Below are 25,863 nucleotides of genomic sequence, written 5' to 3'. Positions count from 1 at the left end.
TCGCAGTCCGATGAGGGAGGAATAAAAAGTAAGTTTTAACACTAAAAAAGAAGCCTCCTCTGCCCGAAGCAGAAGGAGTTTTCACATTTATTGATGTTTTTATTCACGTTTATTGTGCTTTTATTCACGTTTATTGGATGCTTTTATTTGGAGGCGTTTTTTACAAGGGCAAAAATCCCTTTCAGGATTTCTTTCGGAGAAGGTGGGTTTCCGGGAATCTTCATATCCACAGGCAGGATTTTATCAACCCCGCCGAGTACGGCGTAAGAACCCTTATAGATCCCGCCGTCACAGGCATCGTCTCCCACTGCTACCACAAATTTTGGGGAGGGCATGGCTTCATAGGTTTTTTTCACGGCTTCAGCCATGTTAAGGGTAACTGCTCCCGTAACCATCAGGACGTCAGCGTGTCTCGGGGAAGCAACAAAAGAGATCCCAAACCTCTCAACATCATAATGAGGGTTTCCGAGGTTTGAGATTTCAATCTCTGTGGAATTGTCACTGCCTGAATCCAGTTCGCGGATGGCAAGGCTGTGCCCGAAAACTTTCGGGATCTCTTTTTTGATTTCTGCTCCAAGGGCTTCCAATTCTTCATCCCGGAATTCAAAGGTCTCCGTAACCTTGGGACGGAGAAAGAGGGAAAGAGGGTTTACCATAATTATACCTCGTGTTTCCTGAGTTTTTGTATATTCAAAGGTCGGTTCCTGCATAGGAGAGGTTAAGGCTCTTGTTGATCAGGGGAAAGTCGGGAACAATATTTCCGAGTACTGCATGTTCTATAACTTGCCAGTTACAGAAAGATGCCGTTCTTACCTTATAACGGTCAACAAGCCCGTTTTTCATGTAGACCCAGTGCAGGTTCTGTCCCCTTGGGGCTTCTACAAGGGCAAGGGAATATCCTGTAGCTCCAGGGCAATTTGCTTCTCTTAGATTATGCCCGGCGTATCCGGCGTATCCGGTACTTTCAGCAAATATGGGGCCCTGTGGAAGTTTTTCTGCGAGGCGCAGGATCAGGTCCGCAGATGCACGGACCTCATTGGCTTTTACCTCAAAGCGGGAAAATACATCCCCTATTTTCCTTACTGAAAGTTCCGGAGCAAAGTCTTTATAGGCTCCATAGGGCCTGTCGAGCCTGGTGTCGGCAGGACAGCCTGAAGCTCTGGCAAGAGGGCCTGTAAGGTTAAGCGGAGAGACAAGTTCCTTTTTTATCACGCCTGTCGTTGCAAACCTGTCAATAAGTGAAGATGAAGACATTGCCCTCTCGAAAGCAGTTTCAAATGCCCTGGAAAACTTTTCCAGGAAGGCAGGAAGGTCGTTCAGGAGTGAATCGGGGATGTCCTTTTTCAACCCTCCGGGAATGGTAATTCCGCGCAGGAACCTTGAGCCTGTCATTTTTTCGTTCTGCCTGAATGCCTCTTCCCTCAGTATTAAAAAGGGGCTTGCCACAAGAGAAAAGCCTACATCTACAGCCATTCCAGCAAGGTCTCCGAGCAGGGAATAAACGCGTTCGAGCTCAAGCATTATTGCCCGCAGGCGTTCTGCCCTTTCAGGTACTTTTATTCCGCAGACCTGCTCTACTGCCATACAGAACCCTGTTGCATTTGCCATACTTTCGTCCCCGCTCACTGCTTCGGCAAGAGCGACGCATTCTGAGGGGCTTTTTCCTTCAGCCAGTTTCTCTATTCCCCTGTGCTTGTAAAAAAGCCGGATTTCCAGGCTGAATATAGGCTCTCCTATCACGCTGAACCTGAAATGCCCCGGCTCGATTATTCCGGCATGCACAGGCCCGACAGGGATCTGGTATACACCTTCGCCTTTAACCTGCCTGAACCTGTACTCTTTTCGGGGGAATTCAGAGGGGCGGATTGGCCCGTTTTTGAAGGTTTTTAGCAGAGGGTGGAAGTCTTCAGGGTAGCACTCGTGCAGGAAAAGCCTTCTGGTATCAAGGGCACCGGCAAAGTCCAGCCCGAAACCATCTCTTATTTCCCGCTCAAACCAGGAAGCTGAGGGGAAGGTTCCTGCAACCGAGGGAACCTTTTTTTCTTTTTCTGCCTCCCGGACAAGTACAAGGGCAGGTGCCCTTCCTGCCTGTTTGAAAACATAAAAGAGGGTAAAGCCGCCCTTTTTTTCAAAGGCTTCTGCGCAAAAAAGCCCGATAAGGCTGAACTTCCTTTCCGCAAGCGCAAGAGCTGCATCTTCAAACCCGGTTTCCGAAAGCCTCAGGTATATTTCGTTTTCACGGGCATTGAGCAGTTCGGGCTCTTCTTCTACAATGCCCGAAATTATTGAAAGCAATTCCGCTGTATCTTTATTCATTTTGATATCCATATTTACCGCCCCTTAAACATACCCGAGTTCAAGAATTATCGCATCAAGCAGATCCCTTAGTGAATCAGGGAAATAAAAGCCAAGGGCAAGGGCAAGAGCCAGCATGAAGATCGTTGGGACCTTCATTCCATTCTTTACCATATATTGACCCGGAAGCCTGCTTTTCTCATATACTGCTTTTCCTGTGGAGAGTTCCTTTGCGTTTCCTCCTGTTCCCGCAGGAGTCCTGGGTATGTGCCGGTGCTCCTCTTTTTCGTTTTCTTCTTCTACAGTCACCTTTGAGAAGGCTTTCAACAGGAAGTTTGCAAAGGATGCAGCTGCAAGGATGAGCATGAGCAGCACTGCAAGGGTCATGTAGGGAGAAACTGCCGCACTTTCCAGCAGGATGAAAAATTTTGCCGGGAAGAGGGGAAAAGGCGGCATTCCTACTATTGCAATGCTCCCAAGGATCAGGCACCAGGCTGCCATGGGCTGGAGTTTGAAGACATCCTTCATATTTTCACGCATATTGCTTCTGTATTGCCTGTGCAGAATGCCTGCGGAAAACAGCAGAGTTTCCTTTACCAGGATATGGACGAGCATGTAATAAAGAGTCCAGAAAAGGGCAATAGGCGTCCCGATCCCTATTCCTATGAGGAGAAGGCCCATATGCTCGACACTTGAGAAGGCTATCAGCCTCTTTAAATTCCTCTGCTGGAACATGCTGAATGAAGCGAGAGCAATTGAGAAAACCCCTGCTGCAATCAGGATAGAAGACGCCTGTGGGGCGGCACTGCTCTCTCTAAGCAGGGCATACATCCTGATAATTCCGTAGATTCCCAGATTCTGCATTAAACCTGACAGAATTGCACTTACCGAAGGTGCCCTTGCATAGGCGTCCGGGAGCCAGGTGTGGAAAGGAGCTACCCCTGCTTTTGCCCCGAAGCCTATGAACGTGAATGTAAAGCTTGCAAGGAGAAGGGCAGGGGAAAACTCAGAGGCATGAAGTGCCAGTACTGTCCAGTTGAGGGTGCCCTCTCCGAGGGTCTGTTCCGAGAGGGTGAAGAGGAAAACCAGCCCGAGGAAAGCAAAGAGCATGGCTCCGGAGACTATGAAGACGTACTTTAAGGCTGCATCGATATTCTCCCTTGCTGACAGAATTGCAACAAGCATGGCAGCGCAGACAGTTGTGAGTTCTGCAAAGATCCAGAAAAGCGCCAGGTTATCCGAAAAGAGCGCAACAGTGGATGTAACAAGCAGGAGATTGAAGGCAAGGTAGAAGGTCTTCAGGTTTTTAGGGTCAAGTTCTCCCGCTTCCATAAGGCTGTCAGTATACCCTCTGGCATAGAAGGCTGCTGCGGAAAATCCCAGGGCCGTTATTAGTTCCACATAAAGGTTAAGGTGGTCAAGATAGAGAGATTCTCCGAGCCTTCCTGGCAGGTCAAGCATGAGCAGAGCTGTGCAGCTCATGACAAGGTGCAGCAGGCCGTTTCCTGCGGCAAGCGCATTCATGAGCCGGTGGGACTTTGGAATAAGACCAAGTGCCAGGAATATCCCCATTACTAACAGGTAATACCGGATCACAGGGATTCCACTCCTGTCCAGATCTGCAGTTTTCGGAATTTCTGCCTGTATTCTTCAATGCTCGAGTCCATCCCCACAGCCAGAATAGTGGTCAGCATGACCAGGATAATAAGGTCGATTATAATCAGGACTTCGATGATAAAGGGAAGCTCCGTAACAAAAAGCCCGAACATCAGGACCCCATTTTCCATGCTTAGGTAGCCAAGCGCTTTTGTGATTACCTTTTTTCTGCTGAACATCACAAGCATGCCCATCAGGGTCAGGGAAAGGCCTATCACAGCCCCGAAGAAGAAGAGCCTCGAGAGGGGCAGTCCTTCGAAGACCCTTGAAAGGAACGTATAGGAGAGGAGGATAAGGCCTATGCTCAGCAGAAGAGAGGGAGTAGGCTCCAGATACGCAAAGTGAAGGTCTCTTCCGATTTTGATTTTCTCTTCTATTCTGGAGATGAAGTAAGGAATCAGAATTACCTTGCTTGCCAGGGTCAGGCCTGCCAGCAGCAGAAGCTGACCTTTCCCGTCTATCATGTAGAGGAGAAATGAGACTGCAGCTAGCAGGAAAGATTGGATTGTGTATGTGGTAAGGACTGAACTCAGGTTGCGGGTTGAGATGATCAGCCCTGCACTGATAAGGACAAAGACGAAAAGGACCTTTATTATGCCTTCAAGGAAGAGCGGGTCAATCATGCAAACACCTCGATAAGGATGGTAAGGGCTGAAAAGAAAAATGCCATCACGTAAAATGCAGGAAGCCTGAAGAGCCTCATCTTTGCAAGGGCTGATTCAAAGAGCCCGATTATTATTGCAAGCAGTCCTGCTTTCAGGAGGAAGAGAAGGGCCGAGACCGCAATTTTTCCGGCATCTATCTCAGTACTGAGCCCTACTGGAAGAATTGTGTTAATCAATATCCCCATAAGCAGGAACTGTTTAAGAGCATGGGCAAGTTCAAGCAGGGCAAGATTTTTTCCTGTCTGTTCAAGGATCATTGCCTCATTAATCATGGTAAGTTCAAGGTGAGTTGCCGGGTTATCCACAGGGAGCCTTCCGGTCTCCACGATCAGGATAATGAAGAGCGAGATTGAGACCAGGACAAGGGTCGGGCTAATGGGAAGGACCGTGCCTGCAGTAAGTGCGAACATATGGTGCAGATTGAGGCTTTTCAGAACAAAAGCCAGAGCTGCAAAAGCAACTACCATCGTTGGTTCGATCACGGCTGCAAGGCTCATTGACCTTGAACTGCCCATGCCTCCGAAAGCACTTCCTGCGTCAAGTCCGCCAAGGGCAGTAAAGAACCTTTCAAGTGCAAGAAGGTACAGGAAGACAATGATATTCCCCAGCCCTCCTGCAGGTTCCGGTACAAAGACCAGAGGTACGAAAAGGGAACAAACTAGCAGAGTCGAAAGGTTGAGGTATGGGGTAAACCGCATGACCCAGGAGGAGGTAGGGGAATAGACCGCTTCCTTTTGCATGAGTTTTCTTAAATCGTAATAAACCTGAAAAAGCCTCGGGCCCTTTCTTCCCTGGGCGTATGCCTTTACCTTCCGGATCAGAGCCATGTATAGAGGGGCTGCCAGCAGGGCAAAAAGCGGATTTAAGAGGGCAAAGAGCAGGAACGACGTGTTCATACAAGGCCTCCGGTTGCTATAATCAATGCAATTACTGCCAGAAAGGCGTAAAGGACGTAACTGTCAAGTTTTCCGTTCTGCAGGCTTGAAACATATTTTGAAAAACTCTCGATTGCCTGCGCAGGAGGGATGTAAAGGTACTCTTCAAAGAAGCGAAGAAGGCGGATTTCCACGTTCCCGTTTTTAAAGAGGCTTTCCTGTTTGTCGAGGTACTCAGCTTTGTGCACAATCTTTGTCCTGTAAATGTTTTTGAAGATCATTACAAGAGGCTCGGAAAAGCCTGCAGAGCTGTATTCCATGTAAGGGGCAAGGGTCGGACTTCCGCATCCCCAGGTTTCGCTAATCCTGGCAGGGCTCGTTTCTTTTGAACGGATTATCAGGAAAAGGGCTGCGTATATTAACCCAAGCAGAATCCCCAGCAAAAGCAGGTCCGGGAACTCAATCTCCCAGCCTGCAAGAGAAAGGAGCTGCTTTGAGAAAAGCCCTGCAAGTATGCAGAGAGCTGCCGGCACTGCGGATCCTATCAGCATGGGTTTCTGGACTTCTACAGCAAGGCGGCTCTTTTCCGAACGCGGCATGGCAAGACAGGTGATCCCGAAAAGTTTTACGAAAAGAGCAGCTGCCAGCGCTCCGGTAAGGGCAAAGCTTGAGAGAGCAGTTATCAGAAATACGGTGAGAAGGGGGTCAGTTACGGCAAACGACTGGAAGAAAGCCTGGTAGAGCAGGAGTTCACCAGCAAAACCGTTTGTTGGGGGCAGGGCTGCAATCGAGACTGAACCTATCATGAAAAGGGCTGAGGTTACAGGCATCGTTTTTACAAGGCCTCCGAAGGCTTCGATATTCCTTGTTCCTGTAGCATGGACTATCGAGCCTGCACAGAGGAAGAGCAGGCTTTTGAAGAGAGCATGGTTAAAGGCATGGAAGCAGGCTCCTGCAAGGCTTAACAGGGCGAGGGATTCAAGCCCTTCAACTTTGAATATAACATACAGCCCTATTCCCGTGAAAATGATCCCTATGTTTTCAATGCTGCTGTAGGCAAGGAGCCTTTTTATGTCGTTTTCCTTAAGGGCATAAATTACCCCAAAGAGGGCTGAAAGGCTGCCTACTGTAAGGATGAGTACTCCCCACCAGAGTTCAGGTGTGAAGACAGAGAGCAGGAAACGCAGGAAGCCATAGACTGCAACCTTCAGCATGACTCCGGACATCAGTGCCGAGACACTTGATGGGGCTGCAGGGTGAGCATAGGGAAGCCATTTGTGGAAAGGAACAAGTCCTGCCTTGACCCCGAAACCAATAAAAAGGGAGAGGAAGGGGAGAGCCAGCTCGCTTGCAGAGTATTCAAGCGGTCCGAACTCGGCCGAGCCTGTCAACTTGAAGAGGCTTATGAAGCCCACGAAAAGAAACGCCGTGCTGATGTTGGTCATCACGAAGTAGAAAAAGCCTGCTTTTTTATTTTCCTCAGAGGAATAGTCGTGAAGCACAAGCAGGAGAGATGAAAGGGACATTATTTCCCAGAAAATAAGGAAGATGACCATATTGCCTGCAAGTACAACCATAAGCATGGCAAGGATGAAGAGATTTGTAAGGGCTGCCTGCAGGTTTTTTCCGGCTTCGCTTTTAGCGTGTTCTACATATTCTACCGAATATATTGAAACACCGGGCACGACTGCTGCAATTAGCAGGATAAATCCGGCTGAGAGCCGGTCTGCAGCAAGGGTAAAATCCAGGCCCGGAAGATATCTAATGGCTGGAAATACAGGCTCTTTTCCAGTGTAGAGGATCGCGCCTGCAAAACCCAGAAGCAGGATTGATGAGATCAGAGAAAGGCCAAAAGAAGTCTTTCTTGTGTTTTTACTGCGGTACAGGAGAGGGAGGACAGTTCCGGATATAAGGGCGGCAATTGCACCGTACACTAAGGCTTCGAGCAATGTATTCACTCCTCAAACCGAGATTCGGCAGCTATAAGAAAAGCTGAAAACAGTTTATCAGTCCGGGTAGAGAGTTCTGGCTTTCCAGATCCCATCCCGCTTAAAGCAAGACTTTCGAAACTATCCTCTGTATATGAGATGATAGGGTTAGTTTTGTAATTCGTATTGAGATTCCACCGTAAATTTCATCCGGGTTTACTCTCCCCGGAAACGTTTCTGCCTAATACTTCCTAATATTATATAGATTTACATTATAAAGTTTATTGAACTGATTAATAATTATTATTCATGACATATATTTTCGCTACAGGGAAAGAATCAGGGGCTTTAACACAATAAAATAATTTATTTTTTTGTATCTCAAGAGGGAATTCCTGATATCTAACTCTTATCACAGGAGGATTGGAATAATCAGAACTATAATAATCTTACGCAGCCTATTCCGCTCTCAACAGAATTACTTTTAAGTTCAAAACTCTACCTGGATATTTCATATGTCAAAAACATCCCAAAGTACAGCACATTATTGCCGTATCTGCAACATAGTCAAAACTATCGTCCGTTGCCTACAAAAAAGTACAGAATATAGAAAGGCGCAAAGCAGTTTCAATAGACTAATTTTTAATCCGTGGACGCATGGATTGGTATGACTACTCTCAAATCTGTTTCTTTCAGTAACCTTTCAGTGGTAATGATGTTGGTTCTTATTCCTTTCTTATTTTTTTCTTATTCTTTTCTTATTCTTTTCTTATTCTTTTCTTATTCCTTTCTTATTCCTTTCTTATTCTTTTCTAATTCTTTTCTAATTCTTTTCTAATTTTTTTCCAATTCTTTTCTTATCCCTTTTATTCTTTTAAAACCCTGTACACCAGATGCACATACTTCTTTTCCACAATTTCATTTCTTACAAGTTCGAGTTGAATCCCGCTTTTCTCAATGCCTCTGAAAAGATTTGTCCCGGGTTTTCCCACAATCTCCGGAGTCAAGACCAGGCTGATTTCCTCAACGAGCCCCTGTTCGAGCAGAATGCTGTTCAGTATTCCTCCGCTGTCCGAGACTACAAGCTTAAAACCATACCGTTCATTTGCAATTTCAAGTGCTTGCTTGACATCCACGCGTTCTGCTCCTGCCCGGATAAAGTCGTAGTTCCTTTCCTTTAGGTAATTGATGTAAGGCTCAGGAGTTTTCTCCGATACAAGGACGATCACATCTTTACTGTACTCGGAACGCCTGAAAACGTGCATCAGCCCTTCAAGAATTCCCCGGGAATCAGCGATCATCCAGTATGCCCGGGTGTCGTTAGGCTGAATTTCAGGTTTCTTGAAGTCCAATTCATCTTCCGGAGGGACTTTTTCGCAAAAAAATTGTGTTCCCGCCTTTGCGGTGTTTGAGCCGACTATCATGGCATCAGGCTCGTAATTGCCCAGGATTCCATAGTGAACATCAAGGTTTGCCGTAAAGCCGGTAGTTGAGCCGTCGAGACTTATGGTGTTGTGTATGACCAGTCTGGGTAGCATATTGTCACCTATTCCCCCAAATTAAACATCCAATAAAGTTATTCTATATTGGAATATATTTAATCTGGATGCATACTCTGGAATTTGAAGGCGTATCAAAGTCTTTCGCAGAAAAAAATGTTATCAGAGACATCTCTTTTTCAGTCGAACAGGGTGAGATCTTCGGGCTGCTGGGACCAAACGGGGCTGGAAAAACCACCCTTTTAAGGCTGCTTCTTGATATTATAAAACCGGATTCGGGAGAAATCCGGGTCTTTGGGGGTTTTCTGGGTCCTGCTGCAAAAGATAGGATCGGCTACCTTCCTGAAGAAAGGGGGCTGTACAGGAAAACAAAGCTTCTGGATATGCTTGTCTATCTCGCACAGCTTAAAAACATCCCTAAGAAAGAGGCACAGGCGAATGCAGAGTCTCTTCTGAAATCCCTGGACCTGTACGAACACAGGGGGAAAAGGGTAGAAGAGCTTTCAAAAGGAATGCAGCAAAAAATTCAGTTCCTTTCTGCTGTCATTCATGAACCCGAACTTGTCATTCTTGACGAGCCTTTCTCAGGGCTTGATCCCGTGAGCACGAAAGCTATCAAAGACAAAATTATCGGGTACAGGAATGCGGGCAGGACTGTTATCCTCTCCACGCATATGATGGAACAGGCGCAGAAGCTCTGCGACAGGATCCTTATGCTGAATAAAGGTGAGCGAGTGCTTTACGGCACCGTTGCAGGGATACGAAAGGAGCACGGGAAGAACTCTCTGCTTGTGGAGTTCGCTGAAAAAAGGAGTTTGAGCATTATTCCAGAAATTCCAGGCATCAGAAAAATTACAGAGCATGACGGGTCAGTTGAGATCTTTCCTGAGGAAGGCATAAGCGCACAGGCAGTTCTTCAGGAGCTTGTACGGAGAGCTGATATCCTGCGGTTTGAGCAGGCTTTTCCTTCCCTGAACGAGATTTTTATTGAGACTGTGGAGAGTGCTTCTGGTGAGTAATTTTTCCGGAAAAACCTTTATTGTTGCCAGGCATGAGTTCCTGAAAACCGTAAGGCGTAAAGAGTTTCTCTTCATGACCTTTGCTTTTCCTCTTCTCCTTGCCGGAATCGCTATTATTCCCTCTCTGCTTGCCGGCACCACTCTTGCCGAAGATCAGAGGGTAGGCTATATTGACATGACCGGTTCCTTCGATTTTCCGGAATCATTAACCCATGAAGGTTTCTCTATGGGGCCGCTGGGAGCAAAGCCCTCAACTATAGAGTTTGTAAGGTACGAAGAGGGCTCTGAAGCCAGGGAAGCCCTGCAGTCAGGGCAGATTTCTTCCTATCTTATAGTCCCTGCAGATTTCCTTGAGACCGGTGTGATCGAACTTTATGCCTCCGAAAAGGGAATGTCAGTTCCGGGGGCTGAACTCTCGTCTGAACTTTCAAATATCGCGATCAATTCTCTCCTGAAAGACCGGGTGGATGAACCCGTGCTCGAGCGAGTCAAAGATCCGATTAACCTTAATATGTATAATATAGGGGATAATGGAGAATCTTCAGAGCAGGGCATAGCCGAGATCCTTGCCAGCGTTGGTCTGCCTTTTCTTATGGCCTTTCTCCTCTTTTTCAGTATTTTTTCGGCATCAGGCTATCTTCTTCGTGGGGTTGCTGAAGAAAAGGAAAACAGAATTATGGAGGTTCTTCTTTCTTCCGTAACCCCTTCTGAGCTTCTTACTGGCAAAGTAGTGGGGCTTGGAGCAGTCGGCCTCCTGCAGATTGTCGTGTGGCTCTCAGTAATCTTTCTGGGAGGTGGCTATGCCCTTCCGGTAGATCTCGAGCCAATGCTCCTTTTTATTGCCCTTATCTATTTCCTGCTCGGCTTTCTCTTCTTTGCCAGCATGATGGCAGGAGTCGGGGCAGTAACCGGTTCTCTTCAGGAGAGCCAGCAGGTAGCAGGAATTTTCACATTTGTAGCTGCATTTCCTCTTATATTCATGCAGGTGATCCTTACAAGCCCCGACAGCCCGCTTGCAGTTTTTCTTTCCCTATTTCCTTTCACCTCTCCTGCATCCATGCTTGCAAGGATTGGGGCTTCGGAAGTTCCTTTCTACCAGATCGCAGCGAGTTTCTTTATCCTTTTTTTTTCAATTCATGTAGTAATCTTGATTTCGAGCCGGTTGTTCAGGGTTTACCTGCTCATGTACGGAAAAAGGCCTGGGGTAAAGGAAATCCTGAAAAATATTCGAGCAGGGGGACGGTGAAGGAAAGAAAACACGATATCCGTTGATTTATATCCGGGATTTGAGGCAGATTAAGTTACCTTGTCTCAGGTATACAAGGGCGATTGATTCGTAAATATAGGGACTGCGTAAATAAACACAACTTCTATCGCCAGTATTTTATAATATCACTTACATATATATGATTGGTTCATGAGGGATTACTGTAGAATGGAGCAAATTCAGGACAGCCTCAAAACTGATCCAGTAATATACTTCATGACACAGGAGACTGTAAATGGAGTAAAAGCAGGACAGCCTCAAAACTGATCCGGTAATATTCTACTTCATGATGCAGGATAAACCTTGTGAACCACCTAACTGACTTTTTTTACTCAACGGTCTTTTTTATATCCTACTTTTCATTGAACAAGCATGTTCAACCTGTTTTTGCCACTTCACTATAGTTGTTTTTAGAGCAACTGGTCAAGCCATAGCTTGTAGAGATCATTGCCGTGGACATGATGTTATTTGATTTGTAAAAAAGAAGACTGGTTAAATAATCAATAGTTCTATCGCTATCAATTTATAATATTGCGTATATATTTACAAATGGTCCATAAGGCCATACTGTAATATGAAGGGCATAAAGGGCAGACGTACAAACTGTCCCAGAAATAAATTATTAATAGCAGATATGGTCTTATGGGCCACTTTAAAAGGCTTTTCTAGTTTTGCGGTAGATGCCGATAATATAAAATCGATGTGACTTTTTGTAGTTCAGGAGATTTAAGGTATCTCCTGAAGAAAAAATGATGTTTTAATTCCTGTAACAAGTCTCTTCTGTAGTTCAAATCCCTTCTGTAGTTCAAATCCCCCGGGTAAGATAAGATTTCTTAAGATTCGAGAAATAAAGGAGAAAACCAGTGGACCTTAGTTTGAGAGCGGTTTATGATAGGTCCGCCTGGATACAGACCGGAGCGATATGGTTTACCGCTTGGAGAGCGATGCTTTCAAGGAAGTTACGGATACTCCAGGGAATCTTATCCAGAGTATGGGAGGCAAAATTCAAGCTGCCTACGATTTCGTTACTATACTTAAGAGGAATTATCGCGACTGCTGTAATTCCTTCTTCCCTTACCGCTTCAGCCATATTTTCGGAGTAAAAATCCAGCGAGTAAATGGGCTTTTCGATCCAGATCTGTTTTGCCTCATTTGATTCTGCCTTATATCTTGAAACCTTTTCTTTGAATTCGGGTGAAATTCCCCTGGATGCAACAAGATTTATCTGGTCCATAAGTTCGTCCTTAATATATACGCCCCCGGCATCCAGTCCGTTTATCTGCAGGCAGGCATCAAGTACCAGGTCAAGAATGGTATGGAGATTCCAGGTAGTATTAAGGTTCATTCCCAGTTCCCGCTGGATTTCAAGCATTTTCTGGGCTTCTTTTCGTTCGGTAATATCTACAACAAGGCCCTGAAGATGTGTTGCTTTGCCTTCTTTGTCCCTCTGGATAAAGGTTTTCTCATCTACCCAGAGCATTTTTCCGTCTCCTGTAAAAATCCTGTATTCAATATCGAAAGAATCCCGGCCTTCTGCGATGTTGCGTTTAAGGGTTTCAATAACCGTGCCAATGTCATCCCTGTGAATTATACTCCCGTAAGCCACTTTCCCTGATGTGAAATCTTCTACAGCGTAACCGAATTGGGTCACGTTTTCTGAAACGTATTCTGTCGGCAGGTTTTCTTTGTTTTCCCATAAATATGCCACTGCCTGGCTGTTGTTGATTATGGTTCTCAACAGCTTCTGCATTTCAAAAGATTTCCTGAGGGCTTCTTCATTCTCTTTCCGTTCGGTTATATCGAGGACAAGCCCTTGCAAGTGGGTTATCTCTCCGTCTTCATTCCGCTGGATAAATGTTCTTTCGTTGACCCAGCGCAGGTCTCCGGCTTTTGTGAATATTCTGTACTCCGCATTGAAGTCAACTTCACCTTTTCGGATACGCTGTTCAAACATCTCTTCAACTTTTTTCTGGTCCTCAGGGTGGATGATGTCCCCATAAAGGATATTGCCGGAAATAAAGTCCTCCACCGTGTACCCAAACTGGACGACGTTTTCCGACACAAATTCGGATGGCCATTTTTCTTCCTTTCTCCACAGGAAAACAACTGCAGGGCTATTGTTTACTACGGTCCGGATTATTTCCTGCATCTTAAGGGCAGATAATAGGTCCACAATTCCTATTGCTGCAATTACCTCCCCATCTGCCGAGAAGATCGGGCAAACAGCCACGCTTCTGCCCAGGTAAGTGCCCTCCTTCGGAACTCCCCTTATGGTTTTTCCGGTCCTGAGCACCTCTTCGAGTACAGGTCCTGTATAGTCCCTGTCAATTATTTCCCCTTTTTCCAGGCGAAGCCCCCTTTGCTTGAGGCTGCGAATGGTTGTAGGAAGCCCTATAAGGGAGTGTACTGCCACTGCTATTGACTCAAGTTCTTCAGGTCCTGCATCTTCAGATATCACAGAAGTAATTCTTTCACCCCCAGGAAAGATTCTGACATTTTATAACTAAAGGTAGAAATATTTCAACCGGAAAAATATCGTGCTGAAAATCAGTATCCGGCCTTTTATACTATATTTTCAGAGAATATATAGTCGTTCTTTGTTTTTACCGGATATCAAACACATAGATATTCCTGTATTAATTATGAAATCCCTGTATTAGTTATGACCTCCGAACAATTACGATTAATGTTGATCTCTGTGAAGAGATCAGTTAAAATACCCTGTGTACGATGGCTCTCAGCTGAATCAATAAGGATATGCTTGGACTCGTTTCGTAGATATTCTTGAGGTTGAATATTTTTATCTAACTATTTTTATACTACGCTGATGAATATATTCAAGTCATGAAAATTCTGGTTATCATGGGAAGTCCGCGAAAAGGTAATACTTATCGGGCGGCAAGAAAAATAGAAGAGTTCATGCAGTTAATGGGTAGTGTTGAGTTCGAGTATCTGATGCTCAAAGATGCAAATTTATCTCAATGTCGTGGCTGCTTTGTCTGTTTTACAGAGGGAGAGAATCATTGTCCATGCAAAGACGATGCCCCAATTATTGAGCAGAAAATGCATGCTGCCGATGGGGTAATCTTTGCTACGCCTGTATATGGTATGAATGTTTCCGCACTCATGAAAACCTTCATCGATCGTTTCTCTTATATTTTTCATCGCCCGCGTTTTTTCGATAAAAAAGCCCTTCTTCTCTCCACTGCCGGAGCACTGGGTCTTAAGGAGGTTCTCGATTACCTGAAACTGGTAGCTGGGGTATGGGGTTTTGAGGTCTCTTCCCGTGCTGGCATAGTAACTCCTCCAGGACCAGTTTCCAAAAAGAAGGAACAGGAGAATAACCGGAAACTTGAGAAAGCTGCATCTATTTTTTATAATTCCCTTCAGAAAGAGCGGCACCCTCCAGGCCTCCGGGATATATTCATTTTTCGTGCCCAGAAAGCAAGTTTTGGTGAACCTGACCAGAGTTCCCCTGTTGATTATACATACTGGAAAGAAAAAGGTTGGCTTAGTCCGGAAGCAAAATATTACGTGAATGTACCGGTTAATCCTGTTTACAACGCTATCGGCTGGATGGCTGAAAAGGTGCTAAGAAGAAAAATTCGAACGGAACTGGCTGAAACACGAAAATAAATTCTTTCTTATGATACATCTTTTGACTTAAGACCAGATGAATATTTTAATAGTCCTGAGCGGATTTGAACCGCTGTCCCGGGCTCCAAAGGCCCGAAGGATTGACCACTACCCTACAGGACTGCGCATGTAAGCTTTTACTTATAGCTTAATTCATGTACTTAATTTTTGTGCCTTATTGGGACTTTTTTGCGGTATTTTCAGGTCAAATATTCATTTATATAAAAATTCGTATGCCGGCTTTGAAACTTTTTACATGATAATATTTTTTGTTTGAAATGAATTTTTTGTATAATTAATTTAAAGTAATTTACATTATTACTATATAATGGAGCTGGAAGAGATAGGGATGACCGAATAGAATTATTAGCGGATTGTTTAAGAATCGCCCGGAGTTACAAGTTCCTGCTCTGGCAGTTGTTGATGGGAACATATTTTCAGAGCTACTGTGTTGGGGGACACAGTAAGGGATGAGGGTGACACCGGGCGTCTTCTTCTTTCAGTATCTATTTGTTTTGAGTGCTTTTGAATTTGTTTATATTAATTTTTGATCGATTTCGATCTGTTTTTGCTGTATTCTCAATATTCTTTTGCTCTTCTATGAGCACTCTTGCTGAATCTTTCTGGTTAAAAATTAGAATTGGCACAAAATTTATGCTGGTTTTGAAACTTTTAGCGTAACAATATAATTTGTTACAGAACAATTTTTGATATAATTAATTTAAAATAATTTACGCCATTAGTATATACTGGAGTTGGGAAGTGAGATTGGTTAATCTACCGACATATTCTACCACCTGAAGACTAGCCCGGGGGTCGCTGATCCTTTCTTCGAATTAATATGCTTGGGGGAGCATATGATATTCGGAGAGGCTATGTTGGGGGACACGGCGAACGGATGTAGTGCCTCTGGGCTTCTCTTATACTGTTTTTCCTTACTCCATCTTTTCTCTTCTGTTTTATTTTTTTCTTTCTCTATTTCTTTCTCTATTTCCTTCTCTATTTCCTTCTCTATTTCTTTCTCTATTTCTTTCTCTATTTTCTTCTCTATTTCCTTCTCTATTTTTCCGATTTCTATCCATTTTTTTGAATATGGCTTTTGAGACTTACATTCATAAAATATATTTTTTACAGGTCAAAAGGGTAAAAGACCTGGCACCGAAATGCCTTCCAGGTTGGTAGTTTAAGTAACAGGCGCCTGCAGACCACAGTTATCTTTTTGGCAGTTGGCAGTTGAGCTTTTACACTTAAATCCTTATATTGCTTTGAATTTTTTAACGTTAAATTAATTTTTGTTTAAGAACAAAATTTTGGGTAATTAATTTAAAATAGTCAATGATATAATGTTATATTTGTGGAGTTGGGAAGTGAGTAGGGTATATACAATAAGAAATGCTTGGGGGCCATTGATCCTGCTCTGGATCAATATGCTTGGGGGAGCATATCTTCAGGGCTGCTGTGTTGGGGGACACGGTAAAAAAGGATAATCGTGCCTCTGAGCTTCTTCTCACAACGTTTTCTTCACTGCGCTTTTTTCTCTCCAGGTCTTTTCCCTGTTACTTTAAAAGTTGTCACAAACGGGCGCTTGATCGGAAGGGTGATGTCCTCTTTTTCTATATGAAGTTCTACCGCTTCTTTCAGGTTCGAAACAGCTTCTTCAATCGTTTTTCCCTGGCTTGATATGGCCAGTTCCAGGCATGAGGATACGTACCGCTCGTTCTCCTTTTGCACTACTGCCGAAAATGTAAACATTTCTGTCATGGTTCGTAATACCTCAGTGCCTATGTTAAATATTTCGCATCTGCTTATTTTTTCTCTGGTTAAGGCGCGATTTTAGCTGAAGGCCCTGGAATTTTTTAATAAAGGCTGTGACTTATTTTATTCCTGTTTTGAAATCTGAAAGCTTTCATGTTCATGCAGGTTTGAATATATGATGTGATCAGTGCGAAAAAAGACATTAATCTTCAGTTCAAACTCCCTGGTATTTATAAAACTACTTTTATACTGATATATGGAAGCTTAAAAAAGGAGGTCCTATATGGAAGCGGAAATGACCTCAAGGGAGCGTTTTATTAACGCACTAGAAGGAAACTATGTTGACCGTGTCCCATACGGCTACCTGTGGTTCGGAGCAGGACATGCGGTACTGGAACGGATGGGCACAAGCCTCAAGGACGCCTACGGTTCTGCAGAGGGAATTGCAAGGGCACAGATCCTTGCGCGGGAGATGTATCACCAGGATAATGTAATGTCCCCCTGGGGCTGCCTTCTGGTGGAAGCCGAGGCACTCGGGACAAAGGTAAACATAAAGGAAAATGCCTATCCTACAGTTGCAAAATATGTACTCAAATCCGCGGCTGAGCATGAACTGATAAACCCCGATGACATCGAGAAGTCCGGGAGAGTGAAGACCATTGCCGGATCGGTTGAGATTCTCAAGAAGGAAATCGGGGATGAAGCATTTATCACAGGGGCAACTATGTCTCCTCTGATGCTCGCATCTCAGGTCATGGGAGGGAGCAGGCTCTGCATTGACATGCTGAAGGACAGGGACAGTTTCCACGCCCTGCTGGAAAAACTCACGGAAAGCTGCATCCTTTTTGCCGATGCCCTGCTTGAAGCCGGAGCTGACGGTATTTTTGTCGAAAACGGGGAGAACACGGGAGACCTTTTCAGCCCGCAAATGGCTGAAGAATTCATGCTGCCATATACGAAGAAACTCTATGACCATATCAAAGCCGGAGGAGGCTATGTAATCTCCCATAACTGCGCAGCTCATGCCTTCTATGACCTGGAAATGAAACTTGAACCCCATGCCCTTAACTTTGCCTTCGGGGATGTCAGGCTGCTCGGAAAAAAGTATGGGGTTGAATGTAAAAAGCTCCATAACCACAAAAACATCGGATGCGGTCCGAGGCACTGCTTCAAGGAATTTAAGGAATTCTCGGATGCAGGCATCTGCCTTATGGGAAACATTATCCCGGACGCTCCTCTCACCGGTTCCTGCGCCGAGATCGGGCATGAAGTAAAAAGCTGTCTCTCCGCGGCACCGAAAAAAGGTTTCATTCTGTCGACAGGCTGCGAAATCCCTCTTAACACCCCGCTTGATAAAATGGAATTACTCTGGGATGCAGTAAAAGCAGGAATTTGAGGACTTCTTTCCAGGCTTTTGTTTCAAGGAAAGCTTTCTGGAAATATTAATTGTTTCATAAAGTTTCGTAAAGTTGGTAAATTTAGTAAAATTTCAGTAATAAACAATTTTTGAAAAGCCCTGAGGCAGTTCTTCTCCCAGGAATTTTTCTACTTCTTTTTTCAGGTTTGCAACGGCTTCTTCAACAGTTCCTCCTTTACAGATTACATCCGCTTCAGGGCAGATTGAAACATAGGCATTCTCCTCCTTGAGAATGGTTGCAGAGAAAGGAAACCATATAGTCATATTTTGAAATATTGTTCAGTCCATTTTAAGCGTTTCGTATCCCTGTACTCTTGCTGTACTCTCACGAGCCGTTTTTCAGGGGTAGATGGACGAGCGCAGGAAATTTATACTTGCGAATATATCACATTCGAAGTTTATATTAATAGAACTTTGAAACTTATGTTGACAGGCTTGCGGGATTTATGGCGGTAGAGTCTTTGATAACCTCTTTTGTGTCTTCGCCTGACCTTTCGGTACTCGTTCTCCTTGGAGTCCTTTTACTGACCGCTCTGAGGCAGGTTGGGTCTTTGAGGCTGCAGATCTGGCAGGTTATGACCCTCGGGGCTCTCTCAGTGCTACTGCTTGGGGAAATTTCACCTCAAGAGGCTCTCCGGGCAATTAACATGGATGTTCTCCTCTTCCTTTTCGGGGCTTTTTGTGTGGGTGAAGCGCTTAACAGGAGCGGATACCTTGCCTGGCTTGGAAGCCGGATAGTTTCAAGGGCAAAGAACACGGGTCAACTGGTCTTGCTCGTGATATTTTCTACAGGGCTTCTCTCTGCAGTCCTTATGAATGATACCCTTGCTATTATGGGCACTCCGCTTGTTCTGCGTTTTTCCCGGAAATACGGGGTATCCCCCAAACTCATGCTCTTTGCCCTGGCTTTCGGAATAACCACAGGCAGCGTCATGAGCCCCATCGGAAATCCTCAGAACCTTCTGATCGCAATTGACGGAAATCTTGATTCCCCATTTGTGACCTTTTTGCGCTCGCTGGCTCTGCCGACTCTTATAAACCTTGCACTTGCTTACGCAGTACTCAGGCTCTTTTTCAGCCGGGAATTCGGGAAAACAGCTCTTGTTCATTCTGAAGAGGTTATTTCCGACCCCGAACTTGCAGAAATCTCAAAGAAGTCTCTTTTCCTTCTGCTGGCTCTTATCACCTGTAAGATCCTTCTTGTGGAGTTTCTGCCTGCCCGGGATTTCAGTTTGAGCTGGATTGCCCTGCTCTCCGCTTCTCCCATACTGCTCAGTAAAAGGCGAACTGAAGTTGTAAAGAATATTGACTGGACAACTCTGATCTTCTTTGTTTCAATGTTCGTGCTTATGGAAAGTGTCTGGATGTCCGGAACCTGCCAGGAACTTCTTGGCAGAATGTCTCCGCATTTAGGCTCGGTTCCTATGATTCTTGTCCTCAGCATGGGACTCAGCCAGCTTATTTCTAACGTTCCCTTTGTTGCGCTCTATCTCCCTGCAATGGGAAGTGAGGTCTCTCAGGGGCAGCTGATGGCGCTTGCTGCTGGAAGTACAATTGCGGGGAATCTTTTTATCCTGGGGGCTGCAAGTAATGTTATAATCCTTCAGAATGCTGAAAAAGATGGTGAAACGTTTTCTTTTATGGAATTCGCCAGAATTGGGGCATTAATTTCCTTTTTAGATGCTATTATTTACTTTATCTTCCTTTTGCCCTTCTAAGCAATAATATTTCCCTAAATAACGCTAAAAAATCCGTTATAACTTTAAATGCCCTTTTAAAACCTATTAATCCTCTAATAAATTTTGCTGGTTAACCCTTACAGTATATAAAGGGTACCCAACCCTCTGATAAACTTGATATACTGAGAGCACATACACTTTTTTCTGGAAGATATCAAATCATGACCCAGAATACTACCGATTCAAATACCAGGCGCAAACGCGCTAAAGGTACCGTACAGATGAAAACCCTCGGACCTGTTGATGACCTTGAACCCCATGTCCAATCCAACTGGTGGCAGACTCTTTTTAATTCCCTTTATCTCAAGACCGATGCCGATCTTCTGGATGATATGGAAGTTACAAGGAAAGAAACAGATCTTGTTGTCTCCATCCTCGGACTCGCTCCTGAAGACACGGTTCTTGACCTTTGCTGCGGACAGGGAAGGCATGTCCTGGAACTGTCAAGGAGGGGTTTTTCAAACGTCGAAGGTTATGACAGGTCTCAGTACCTTATCCGGAAAGCAAGAACAAGGGCTCTGAAGGAAAACCTGCAGGTCCGGTTCAGGGAAGGGGACGCAAGAAAACTGCCTTACCCATCTGATACTTTCTCTGTGGTTACCATCCTTGGAAACAGCTTCGGATACTTTGATTCCACTCTGCATGATCGAAAAGTGCTTGAGGAGATTTTCAGAGTACTGAAGCCCGGAGGCAGGGTTTTTATTGATGCTGCAGATGGAGACCATATGAAAAAGAATTTCCAGCCAAGATCATGGGAATGGCTGGACAGGAAGTACTTCGTATGCCGGGAAAGAGCTCTTTCTTCTGATGGCGACCGTTTGATTTGCAGGGAGGTTATATGCCGCAATGACAGAGGAATAATTGCGGATCAGTTTTACGCTGAGAGGCTGTACAATAAGGAAAGCCTTTTTGAGCTGCTTACAGCATCAGGTTTTAGCAGCCCTACTTTTCATACAACCTTCAGCCCTGTGTCAACAGGCACCCAGGATGCAGGAATGATGGAGCAGAGAATCCTGCTTTCAGCAACGGTTGAAAAAGCCTGGCCGTCTATGGCTTCCCCTCTTCACTCTGAAAGTAAAAAACCCCTTAACGTTGTAGTGGTGCTTGGAGACCCGAGAAAGGAAGATCAGGTCAAGCCTGCTTGCGTATTTGATGATGATGATTTCGAAACCGTTAATAGGATGAAAAAGGCACTTGCTGAGATTCCTTACATGAAATTCACTTTCCTGGACAGGCACGAAACCCTTCTCGAAGACCTTAAAAAGAGGGCAGGAAAAATTGACCTTGTACTCAACCTCTGTGATGAAGGTTTTAACAACGACCCCACAAAAGAACTCCATGTTCCTGCCCTGCTTGAGCAGTTCAATATTCCTTATACAGGCGCAGGTCCACAGTGCCTCGCCTTCTGCTATGATAAGTCTCTTGTAAGGGGAGTCGCCCGTGAGATGCGGATTCCTGTGGCTAAAGGAATTCTTGTTACCGGAGATTCTGATGTTTCAAGGCTTTCCCTCTCTTTCCCCCTGCTAGTAAAACCCAACTCAGGGGACTCGAGTTACGGGATCACGCAGAAAAGCATAGTCCACAGCAGGGAAGATATATTCAATATAATGAAGGAGACGAGAGAAAAAATAGGGTCAGATAAGCCTTTCCTGCTGGAGGAGTTCCTTCCGGGGAAGGACATCAGTGTCGGTATAATCGGAAATCCGCCTATGTGCACTGTACTGCCTATCACGGAAGAAGATTACTCTGCAGTTCCGGAAGAACTTCCACAGATTTGCGGGTATGAGGCTAAATGGCTTCCTGATTCCCCATACTGGAATATCAAATCCGTGCCTGCAGGAATTCCTGAAAAAACCGAAAAAGAAATTGTGAGGTGCTGCCTTGCTCTCTTTTCAAGGTTGGGCTGCCGCGACTATGCTCGCTTTGACTGGAGGCTTGACGCCGAAGGCAGGCCAAAATTGCTTGAAGTAAATCCGAATCCTGGCTGGTGCTGGGATGGGCACCTTGCAAAAATGGCAGCTTATACCAATATCTCTTACTCTGGTATGCTGGCAGCAATTCTTGAGGCTGCAAAGAAAAGGTATGGTATCGGAACCGATGTAAAGGCTGAGCTTCATAAGAAAGTCCCTGAACAATCCCCAAGGAAAAGCCCGGCTGAATGTGCTGCGGAATTCGAGGAGGAAGTCGAAGCTAAAGGTTCTATCGACTCAAAGAACGATAGAAAGAGAAATGTTTTCTCCAGCAATTCTGAAACAATACAGGCTCTTTAAGAGTATCTAAAATCAAAAAGTAATATCAATAAGATCGGTTAAGAAAAAGGTTAGATTTGGAAAAAAGTTATATTCTAAAAAACTGCAGTCAAAAAACTACGGAATGCGAAAGATCGATTTCTTCCTTTATTCTTCCCTTTCGCTTTCCTTTTTCTTTTACTTCTGGATGATTATCGTGAGGATATCTTCATCCTCCATGGCATGTTCAAGTCCTACCCTCTGTCCGGGGTGTTTTGCAGACGGGCCCCAGATCTGGGCATAACGGAACTTTCTGCGGAAATCACGGTGCAGGCGGTCACAGATCTGGCCTATGTTTGTCCCACTCATTACTATAAGAGGCTCTTCCATATCTGCTGGCCCTCCCTGAGGTTTCAGGTAGACCCGGATAAAGCCCAGGCAGTCGTAGATAGCGTCCTTGAGCTCCTCGATATTAATGCCTTTATGGGCTGAGATAAATATTGAGTTCGGGTATATTTTCCGGCATTCTTCTATCAGCTGAGGGTAGGCAAGGTCCACTTTGTTGACTGCAATCAGGGAGCTGACATAACTCCGGTTTTCCAGGACGACATCGATAAGCTGGTCTACAGTGATATTTTCCCTTATCAGGACATGGGCATTGTGGATTTTATATTCATCCAGTACTGCCTTGATGGTCTCTTCATCCAGGTCAAGGTCTATGGTTGAGTTTATCTCGATTCCACCCCTGTCCTTTCTCTTGATGGTAACGTCAGGGGGCACCTCATCCACACGGATTCCTGCCTGGTATAGTTCGTCCATAAGGACTTCATAGTGCTTGGGCTGGAAAACATCGAGCAAAAAGATAACCATGTCGGAGTTTCTTATGACCGAAATCACTTCTTTCCCGCGTCCGCGCCCTGAAGATGCGCCTTTTACAAGCCCGGGTACGTCAAGGAACTGGATTGTTGCGCCTTTGTGCTCAAGCACTCCCGGCACGACGGTAAGGGTGGTGAATTCGTATGCTCCTACCTCTGATTTTGCGCCAGTGACTTTATTCAGAAGAGTGGATTTCCCTACCGATGGGAAGCCCACGAGAGTTACGGTACCATCTCCCGACTTCTTGACCGAGTAACCGTCTCCTCCACTCTTTGAGGAGGCTTTCTTCTCAATTTCATCCCGCATGCGGGCCATCTTGGCTTTCAGCCTGCCTATGTGGTGAGAAGTTGCCTTATTGTACTGGGTCTTTCGAATTTCGTCTTCTACTTCCTGTATTTGCTCCTGTATGCTGCTCATCTGGAACCTGCCGACTTCGGGACTGAAGAAATTATTTTCATAGCACTTTAAAAATGAAACCGCATTCAAACGGTCTCTATAATCCTTTTTTGATCTAAAACAGATCCGTTATCTGGATATTTTATTCTGAATAGTTGGATGCAATATATATACCTATGGAATGGTTTTTATCGCTACTGAATGGTCTTTACTGATAGAATTATTTTATTTCCTTGCTACTAAGCTACTAAATGATTTTTACTGCTTGAATTATTTTGTTGGTATGAAATTATTTTTATTGATTGATCCGGAAATGATGAAATTGGTATTATTTATATCTCTCAATAAGTATAATAATACTTAAACCTTCTTGATGGGAAGCTCTCTGGCAAATATGCATAACAAACGCCCTGGTGCTTCCTGATTAACTGGTTGGTATTATTCCGAAGTGACCACAAATGGCATCTCACGTTCTTTTTTCCATGCGCCGCGCAAGGCTTGACCCCGCCTGCGTACAGTAGATCTATACAAAATCAATAGCCTTACCGGTAGCTTTAATACCAAAATACCAACCATGCAGCGGGGTGCGACCAACGCCTTTACTCAAAAGGAATGATCTCTCCAGTTCTCTCATATACCTGCAGCCCTGCCGGAAGCTTTGAGGCGAATTCTGTGGAGCTAAGGGTTTGCAGGAATCTTATTACTTCAGGGGCGTCCAGCACCTCTTTTCTGACCAGGAAGTCATATTCTTCTTCTGCAAATTTTACGAATTTCAGGCCGGTTCTTTCTGCACAGTTCCTTATGCCCACTCCGGCATCAGCCTTTCCTGAATGAACAGCCTCGCAGACTGCAACTTCAGATTTCGCTCCGGAAACGTATCCTGGTATTGAGTCCGTAAACCCTTTTTTGCTTATTCCTCTTTCCTTTGCCAGTTCCTCTATTTTCATCTCCAGAAGAGCCCTTGTGCCCGAACCCCTGTTCCGGTTAATCAGGCGTTTTCCTGGCAGGTCTTCAAGTCCGGAAATCGGGGTGTCCTGCCTGACAAGGAGCCCTACTTCACGCCTGTACCCTTTAACAAGCACAGCTCCTGAAAGACTCATTGCCTCAACTGTAGGGGTGTTGTACCGGATTTCACCTTGCAGGGTTCCGTTCTGTCCTTCCGGATGTCTGGAGGGCATATTCACGCCTGCGATATCTGCCGTGCCTGCGGCAATTGCACTGAAACCCCCGCTTGAGCCGCTGTAAAGTGTTCTGAACCTGAGTCCGCTAAGGTCTTCCAGAACATCAAGTCCGGGGCAGAACCCGCCTGCTATGAGCAGGTCCGGCTTTTCAACTTCTCCAAAAAGGGTTACTTCTACCGGAGTTCCTGCTTCTATGAACTCGGTCTTTGGCTGGATTTCTATAAAGCCATCTGCTCCGGAAAGCGATGTTATGGCACCTGAACCCCTGTCTGCAGGATAAACCCGTCCCCTTACCATGCCTACGGGAAGGAGCTGCTGCCTCCCTTCGGAACGGAGGTCCGTACCCATTATTCCTTCTTCCGTTTTTCTGATTTCCGCCTCTGCTCCAAGGGATTTTCTAAGAAGAGGAGCCACAAATTCATTAAAGATCATTAAAGCAGATGTAGGGTTTCCGGGAAGCCCGATAATCGGGATATCTTTTATGACGCCGATGATTACAGGTTTTCCCGGTTTTATGTTAATCCCGTGGGCAAGGGTCTCTCCTGCTTCGTCTATTAACCGGTACATCACATCCCCTGCCCCGGATGATGTGCTGCCCGAAGTCAGGATAAGGGCACACTCCGAAACCGCAGTTTCAAGTGCTTTTCCCATCACACTCTCATTGTCCTTTACAATCCCGTAAAGCAGGGGGGAAGCTCCGCATTCCTGGACTCCTGCGTATAGCGTGTAAGAGTTTGCGTCATATACTTTCCCCGAAGCCAGCGTTTCTCCCGGATTGGTGAGTTCGTCTCCAGTAGAAATTATCCCTACCTGCAGCCTGAGTACGGGAACTTCTTTTTTTCCTATGGAAGCTAGGACCCCGATTTCTCTTGTGCCCAGTTTCCTTCCCCTGCGCAGCACCCTTTCCCCCTTCAGGATATCAGAGCCTGCTTTCATGATATTTTCTCCCCCGGTTACAGGTCTGAAGATGAGTGCAGTCCCGTTTTCTTCAGATGTATATTCAACCATAACCACAGCATCAGCCCCTTCAGGAATCGGGGCCCCTGTCGCAATCTCCACAGCTTCCCCTGCCGAGACCGTGAATTTTGCATCCGAACCTGCGGGGATATTTCCAAGTAACCTCAGCTTTACAGGCTCTGTTTCACTGCAGGCATACGTATCTTCTGCCCTGACAGCATAACCGTCCATCACAGCTCTCGGAAAAGGAGGGACATTAATTTCGGTAATAATATCCTCTGCAAGGATTTTTCCGTGGGCATTCTCAAGGGCTAAGCTTTCTTTTTCAGGACGGACCTGAAGGCTGTTTATTATTCTCCGGGCCTCCTCCACAGAGACAAGTTCCCGAAATTCTTTGCGTTTCATAAGAGTCAAACCTGAAATCTTATCGGTTTTCAGATGGATTTTTTACCTTAATAGCATTTCCCGGTGCAT

General features: G+C 45.2%; 18 protein-coding genes and 1 tRNA gene. 6 read left to right on the top strand and 13 right to left on the bottom strand.

What is annotated here, in order from left to right; all coding sequences use genetic code 11:
* Positions 1 to 143: 143 nt before the first annotated feature.
* The 7 genes from EO95_RS01960 to EO95_RS01930 form a co-directional block, all read right to left on the bottom strand.
* Entirely contained in the window at positions 144 to 656 is a 513-nt protein-coding gene (locus EO95_RS01960; protein ID WP_048131623.1) for an NADH-quinone oxidoreductase subunit B family protein, read from the bottom strand.
* 34 nt (positions 657 to 690) lie between these two features.
* Positions 691 to 2,328 carry an NADH-quinone oxidoreductase subunit C gene (locus tag EO95_RS01955; protein WP_048131621.1) on the bottom strand — a complete coding sequence of 546 codons (1,638 nt, stop codon included), beginning with the start codon at positions 2,326 to 2,328 and terminating at the stop codon, positions 691 to 693.
* A gap of 12 nt (positions 2,329 to 2,340) precedes the next feature.
* Positions 2,341 to 3,891 (bottom strand): proton-conducting transporter membrane subunit, encoded by a 1,551-nt coding sequence (locus tag EO95_RS01950; protein ID WP_048131619.1) that lies wholly within the window; start codon positions 3,889 to 3,891, stop codon positions 2,341 to 2,343.
* Positions 3,888 to 4,574, bottom strand: a complete 687-nt coding sequence (locus EO95_RS01945; RefSeq protein WP_048131618.1) for a hydrogenase subunit — start codon at positions 4,572 to 4,574, stop codon at positions 3,888 to 3,890. The genes EO95_RS01950 and EO95_RS01945 overlap by 4 nt, the downstream gene beginning before the upstream one ends.
* Positions 4,571 to 5,512, bottom strand: coding sequence for a respiratory chain complex I subunit 1 family protein (locus tag EO95_RS01940; RefSeq protein WP_048131617.1), 942 nt, complete (start codon positions 5,510 to 5,512; stop codon positions 4,571 to 4,573). The genes EO95_RS01945 and EO95_RS01940 overlap by 4 nt, the downstream gene beginning before the upstream one ends.
* Complete coding sequence (locus tag EO95_RS01935; protein WP_235282817.1) at positions 5,509 to 7,449, bottom strand: proton-conducting transporter membrane subunit; 1,941 nt, start codon at positions 7,447 to 7,449, stop codon at positions 5,509 to 5,511. The genes EO95_RS01940 and EO95_RS01935 overlap by 4 nt, the downstream gene beginning before the upstream one ends.
* An 836-nt stretch (positions 7,450 to 8,285) precedes the next feature.
* Positions 8,286 to 8,957: a dihydrofolate reductase family protein gene (locus EO95_RS01930; protein WP_048131615.1), complete on the bottom strand. Its 672-nt coding sequence runs from the start codon at positions 8,955 to 8,957 to the stop codon at positions 8,286 to 8,288.
* A gap of 68 nt (positions 8,958 to 9,025) precedes the next feature.
* Here EO95_RS01930 and EO95_RS01925 point away from each other — a divergent pair, with 68 nt between their 5' ends.
* Both EO95_RS01925 and EO95_RS01920 read left to right on the top strand, forming a co-directional pair.
* Complete coding sequence (locus EO95_RS01925) at positions 9,026 to 9,937, top strand: ABC transporter ATP-binding protein (protein ID WP_048131614.1); 912 nt, start codon at positions 9,026 to 9,028, stop codon at positions 9,935 to 9,937.
* Entirely contained in the window at positions 9,930 to 11,183 is a 1,254-nt protein-coding gene (locus EO95_RS01920) for an ABC transporter permease (RefSeq protein WP_235282816.1), read from the top strand. Before EO95_RS01925 ends, EO95_RS01920 begins: the two co-directional genes overlap by 8 nt.
* 907 nt (positions 11,184 to 12,090) lie before the next feature.
* Here EO95_RS01920 and EO95_RS01915 read toward each other — a convergent pair.
* Positions 12,091 to 13,662 carry a PAS domain-containing protein gene (locus EO95_RS01915; protein ID WP_048131608.1) on the bottom strand — a complete coding sequence of 524 codons (1,572 nt, stop codon included), beginning with the start codon at positions 13,660 to 13,662 and terminating at the stop codon, positions 12,091 to 12,093.
* Between the two features lie 386 nt (positions 13,663 to 14,048).
* Here EO95_RS01915 and EO95_RS01910 point away from each other — a divergent pair, with 386 nt between their 5' ends.
* Positions 14,049 to 14,840 (top strand): flavodoxin family protein, encoded by a 792-nt coding sequence (locus tag EO95_RS01910; protein WP_048131606.1) that lies wholly within the window; start codon positions 14,049 to 14,051, stop codon positions 14,838 to 14,840.
* Between the two features lie 50 nt (positions 14,841 to 14,890).
* On the opposite strand, the gene EO95_RS01905 is transcribed toward EO95_RS01910, so the two are convergent.
* A tRNA-Gln gene (locus tag EO95_RS01905) sits at positions 14,891 to 14,963 on the bottom strand.
* Positions 14,964 to 16,361: 1,398 nt separating this feature from the next.
* Positions 16,362 to 16,601 (bottom strand): type II toxin-antitoxin system HicB family antitoxin, encoded by a 240-nt coding sequence (locus tag EO95_RS01900; RefSeq protein ID WP_048131604.1) that lies wholly within the window; start codon positions 16,599 to 16,601, stop codon positions 16,362 to 16,364.
* A gap of 277 nt (positions 16,602 to 16,878) precedes the next feature.
* Between EO95_RS01900 and EO95_RS01895 the strand changes: the two genes are divergently transcribed.
* Positions 16,879 to 17,991: a methylcobamide--CoM methyltransferase gene (locus EO95_RS01895; RefSeq protein ID WP_048131599.1), complete on the top strand. Its 1,113-nt coding sequence runs from the start codon at positions 16,879 to 16,881 to the stop codon at positions 17,989 to 17,991.
* Positions 17,992 to 18,084: 93 nt separating this feature from the next.
* On the opposite strand, the gene EO95_RS01890 is transcribed toward EO95_RS01895, so the two are convergent.
* Positions 18,085 to 18,276: a hypothetical protein gene (locus tag EO95_RS01890; protein ID WP_048131596.1), complete on the bottom strand. Its 192-nt coding sequence runs from the start codon at positions 18,274 to 18,276 to the stop codon at positions 18,085 to 18,087.
* A 182-nt stretch (positions 18,277 to 18,458) separates the two neighbouring features.
* On the opposite strand from EO95_RS01890, the gene EO95_RS01885 reads away from it, so the two are divergent.
* Both EO95_RS01885 and EO95_RS01880 read left to right on the top strand, forming a co-directional pair.
* On the top strand, positions 18,459 to 19,730 hold the full coding sequence (locus tag EO95_RS01885; protein ID WP_048131595.1) for an anion transporter: 1,272 nt from the start codon (positions 18,459 to 18,461) through the stop codon (positions 19,728 to 19,730).
* Positions 19,731 to 19,912: 182 nt separating this feature from the next.
* Positions 19,913 to 22,021: a methyltransferase domain-containing protein gene (locus EO95_RS01880; protein WP_048131594.1), complete on the top strand. Its 2,109-nt coding sequence runs from the start codon at positions 19,913 to 19,915 to the stop codon at positions 22,019 to 22,021.
* A 156-nt stretch (positions 22,022 to 22,177) separates the two neighbouring features.
* Here EO95_RS01880 and EO95_RS01875 read toward each other — a convergent pair whose 3' ends face one another.
* Together EO95_RS01875 and EO95_RS01870 are read right to left on the bottom strand one after the other, a co-directional pair.
* A complete protein-coding gene (locus tag EO95_RS01875; RefSeq protein WP_048131639.1) occupies positions 22,178 to 23,272 on the bottom strand; it encodes a GTP-binding protein in 1,095 nt (364 codons plus the stop codon).
* A 578-nt stretch (positions 23,273 to 23,850) separates the two neighbouring features.
* Positions 23,851 to 25,794, bottom strand: a complete 1,944-nt coding sequence (locus EO95_RS01870) for a molybdopterin biosynthesis protein (protein WP_048131593.1) — start codon at positions 25,792 to 25,794, stop codon at positions 23,851 to 23,853.
* Between the last annotated feature and the right edge of the window lie 69 nt (positions 25,795 to 25,863).

Source organism: Methanosarcina sp. 1.H.T.1A.1, from assembly GCF_000979295.1.
Classification (GTDB): domain Archaea; phylum Halobacteriota; class Methanosarcinia; order Methanosarcinales; family Methanosarcinaceae; genus Methanosarcina.
The sequence above is the reverse complement of the archived record's forward strand: the minus strand, read 5'-3'. Positions and strand labels throughout refer to the sequence as shown.

Coding starts and splice junctions, on each gene's coding strand:
- EO95_RS01960 (WP_048131623.1), bottom strand. CDS start 656: ATGGTAAACCCTCTTTCCCTCTTTCTCCGTCCCAAGGTTACGGAGACC.
- EO95_RS01955 (WP_048131621.1), bottom strand. CDS start 2,328: ATGGATATCAAAATGAATAAAGATACAGCGGAATTGCTTTCAATAATT.
- EO95_RS01945 (WP_048131618.1), bottom strand. CDS start 4,574: ATGATTGACCCGCTCTTCCTTGAAGGCATAATAAAGGTCCTTTTCGTC.
- EO95_RS01940 (WP_048131617.1), bottom strand. CDS start 5,512: ATGAACACGTCGTTCCTGCTCTTTGCCCTCTTAAATCCGCTTTTTGCC.
- EO95_RS01930 (WP_048131615.1), bottom strand. CDS start 8,957: ATGCTACCCAGACTGGTCATACACAACACCATAAGTCTCGACGGCTCA.
- EO95_RS01925 (WP_048131614.1), top strand. CDS start 9,026: ATGCATACTCTGGAATTTGAAGGCGTATCAAAGTCTTTCGCAGAAAAA.
- EO95_RS01910 (WP_048131606.1), top strand. CDS start 14,049: ATGAAAATTCTGGTTATCATGGGAAGTCCGCGAAAAGGTAATACTTAT.
- EO95_RS01900 (WP_048131604.1), bottom strand. CDS start 16,601: ATGACAGAAATGTTTACATTTTCGGCAGTAGTGCAAAAGGAGAACGAG.
- EO95_RS01895 (WP_048131599.1), top strand. CDS start 16,879: ATGGAAGCGGAAATGACCTCAAGGGAGCGTTTTATTAACGCACTAGAA.
- EO95_RS01890 (WP_048131596.1), bottom strand. CDS start 18,276: ATGACTATATGGTTTCCTTTCTCTGCAACCATTCTCAAGGAGGAGAAT.
- EO95_RS01885 (WP_048131595.1), top strand. CDS start 18,459: ATGGCGGTAGAGTCTTTGATAACCTCTTTTGTGTCTTCGCCTGACCTT.
- EO95_RS01880 (WP_048131594.1), top strand. CDS start 19,913: ATGACCCAGAATACTACCGATTCAAATACCAGGCGCAAACGCGCTAAA.
- EO95_RS01875 (WP_048131639.1), bottom strand. CDS start 23,272: ATGAGCAGCATACAGGAGCAAATACAGGAAGTAGAAGACGAAATTCGA.
- EO95_RS01870 (WP_048131593.1), bottom strand. CDS start 25,794: ATGAAACGCAAAGAATTTCGGGAACTTGTCTCTGTGGAGGAGGCCCGG.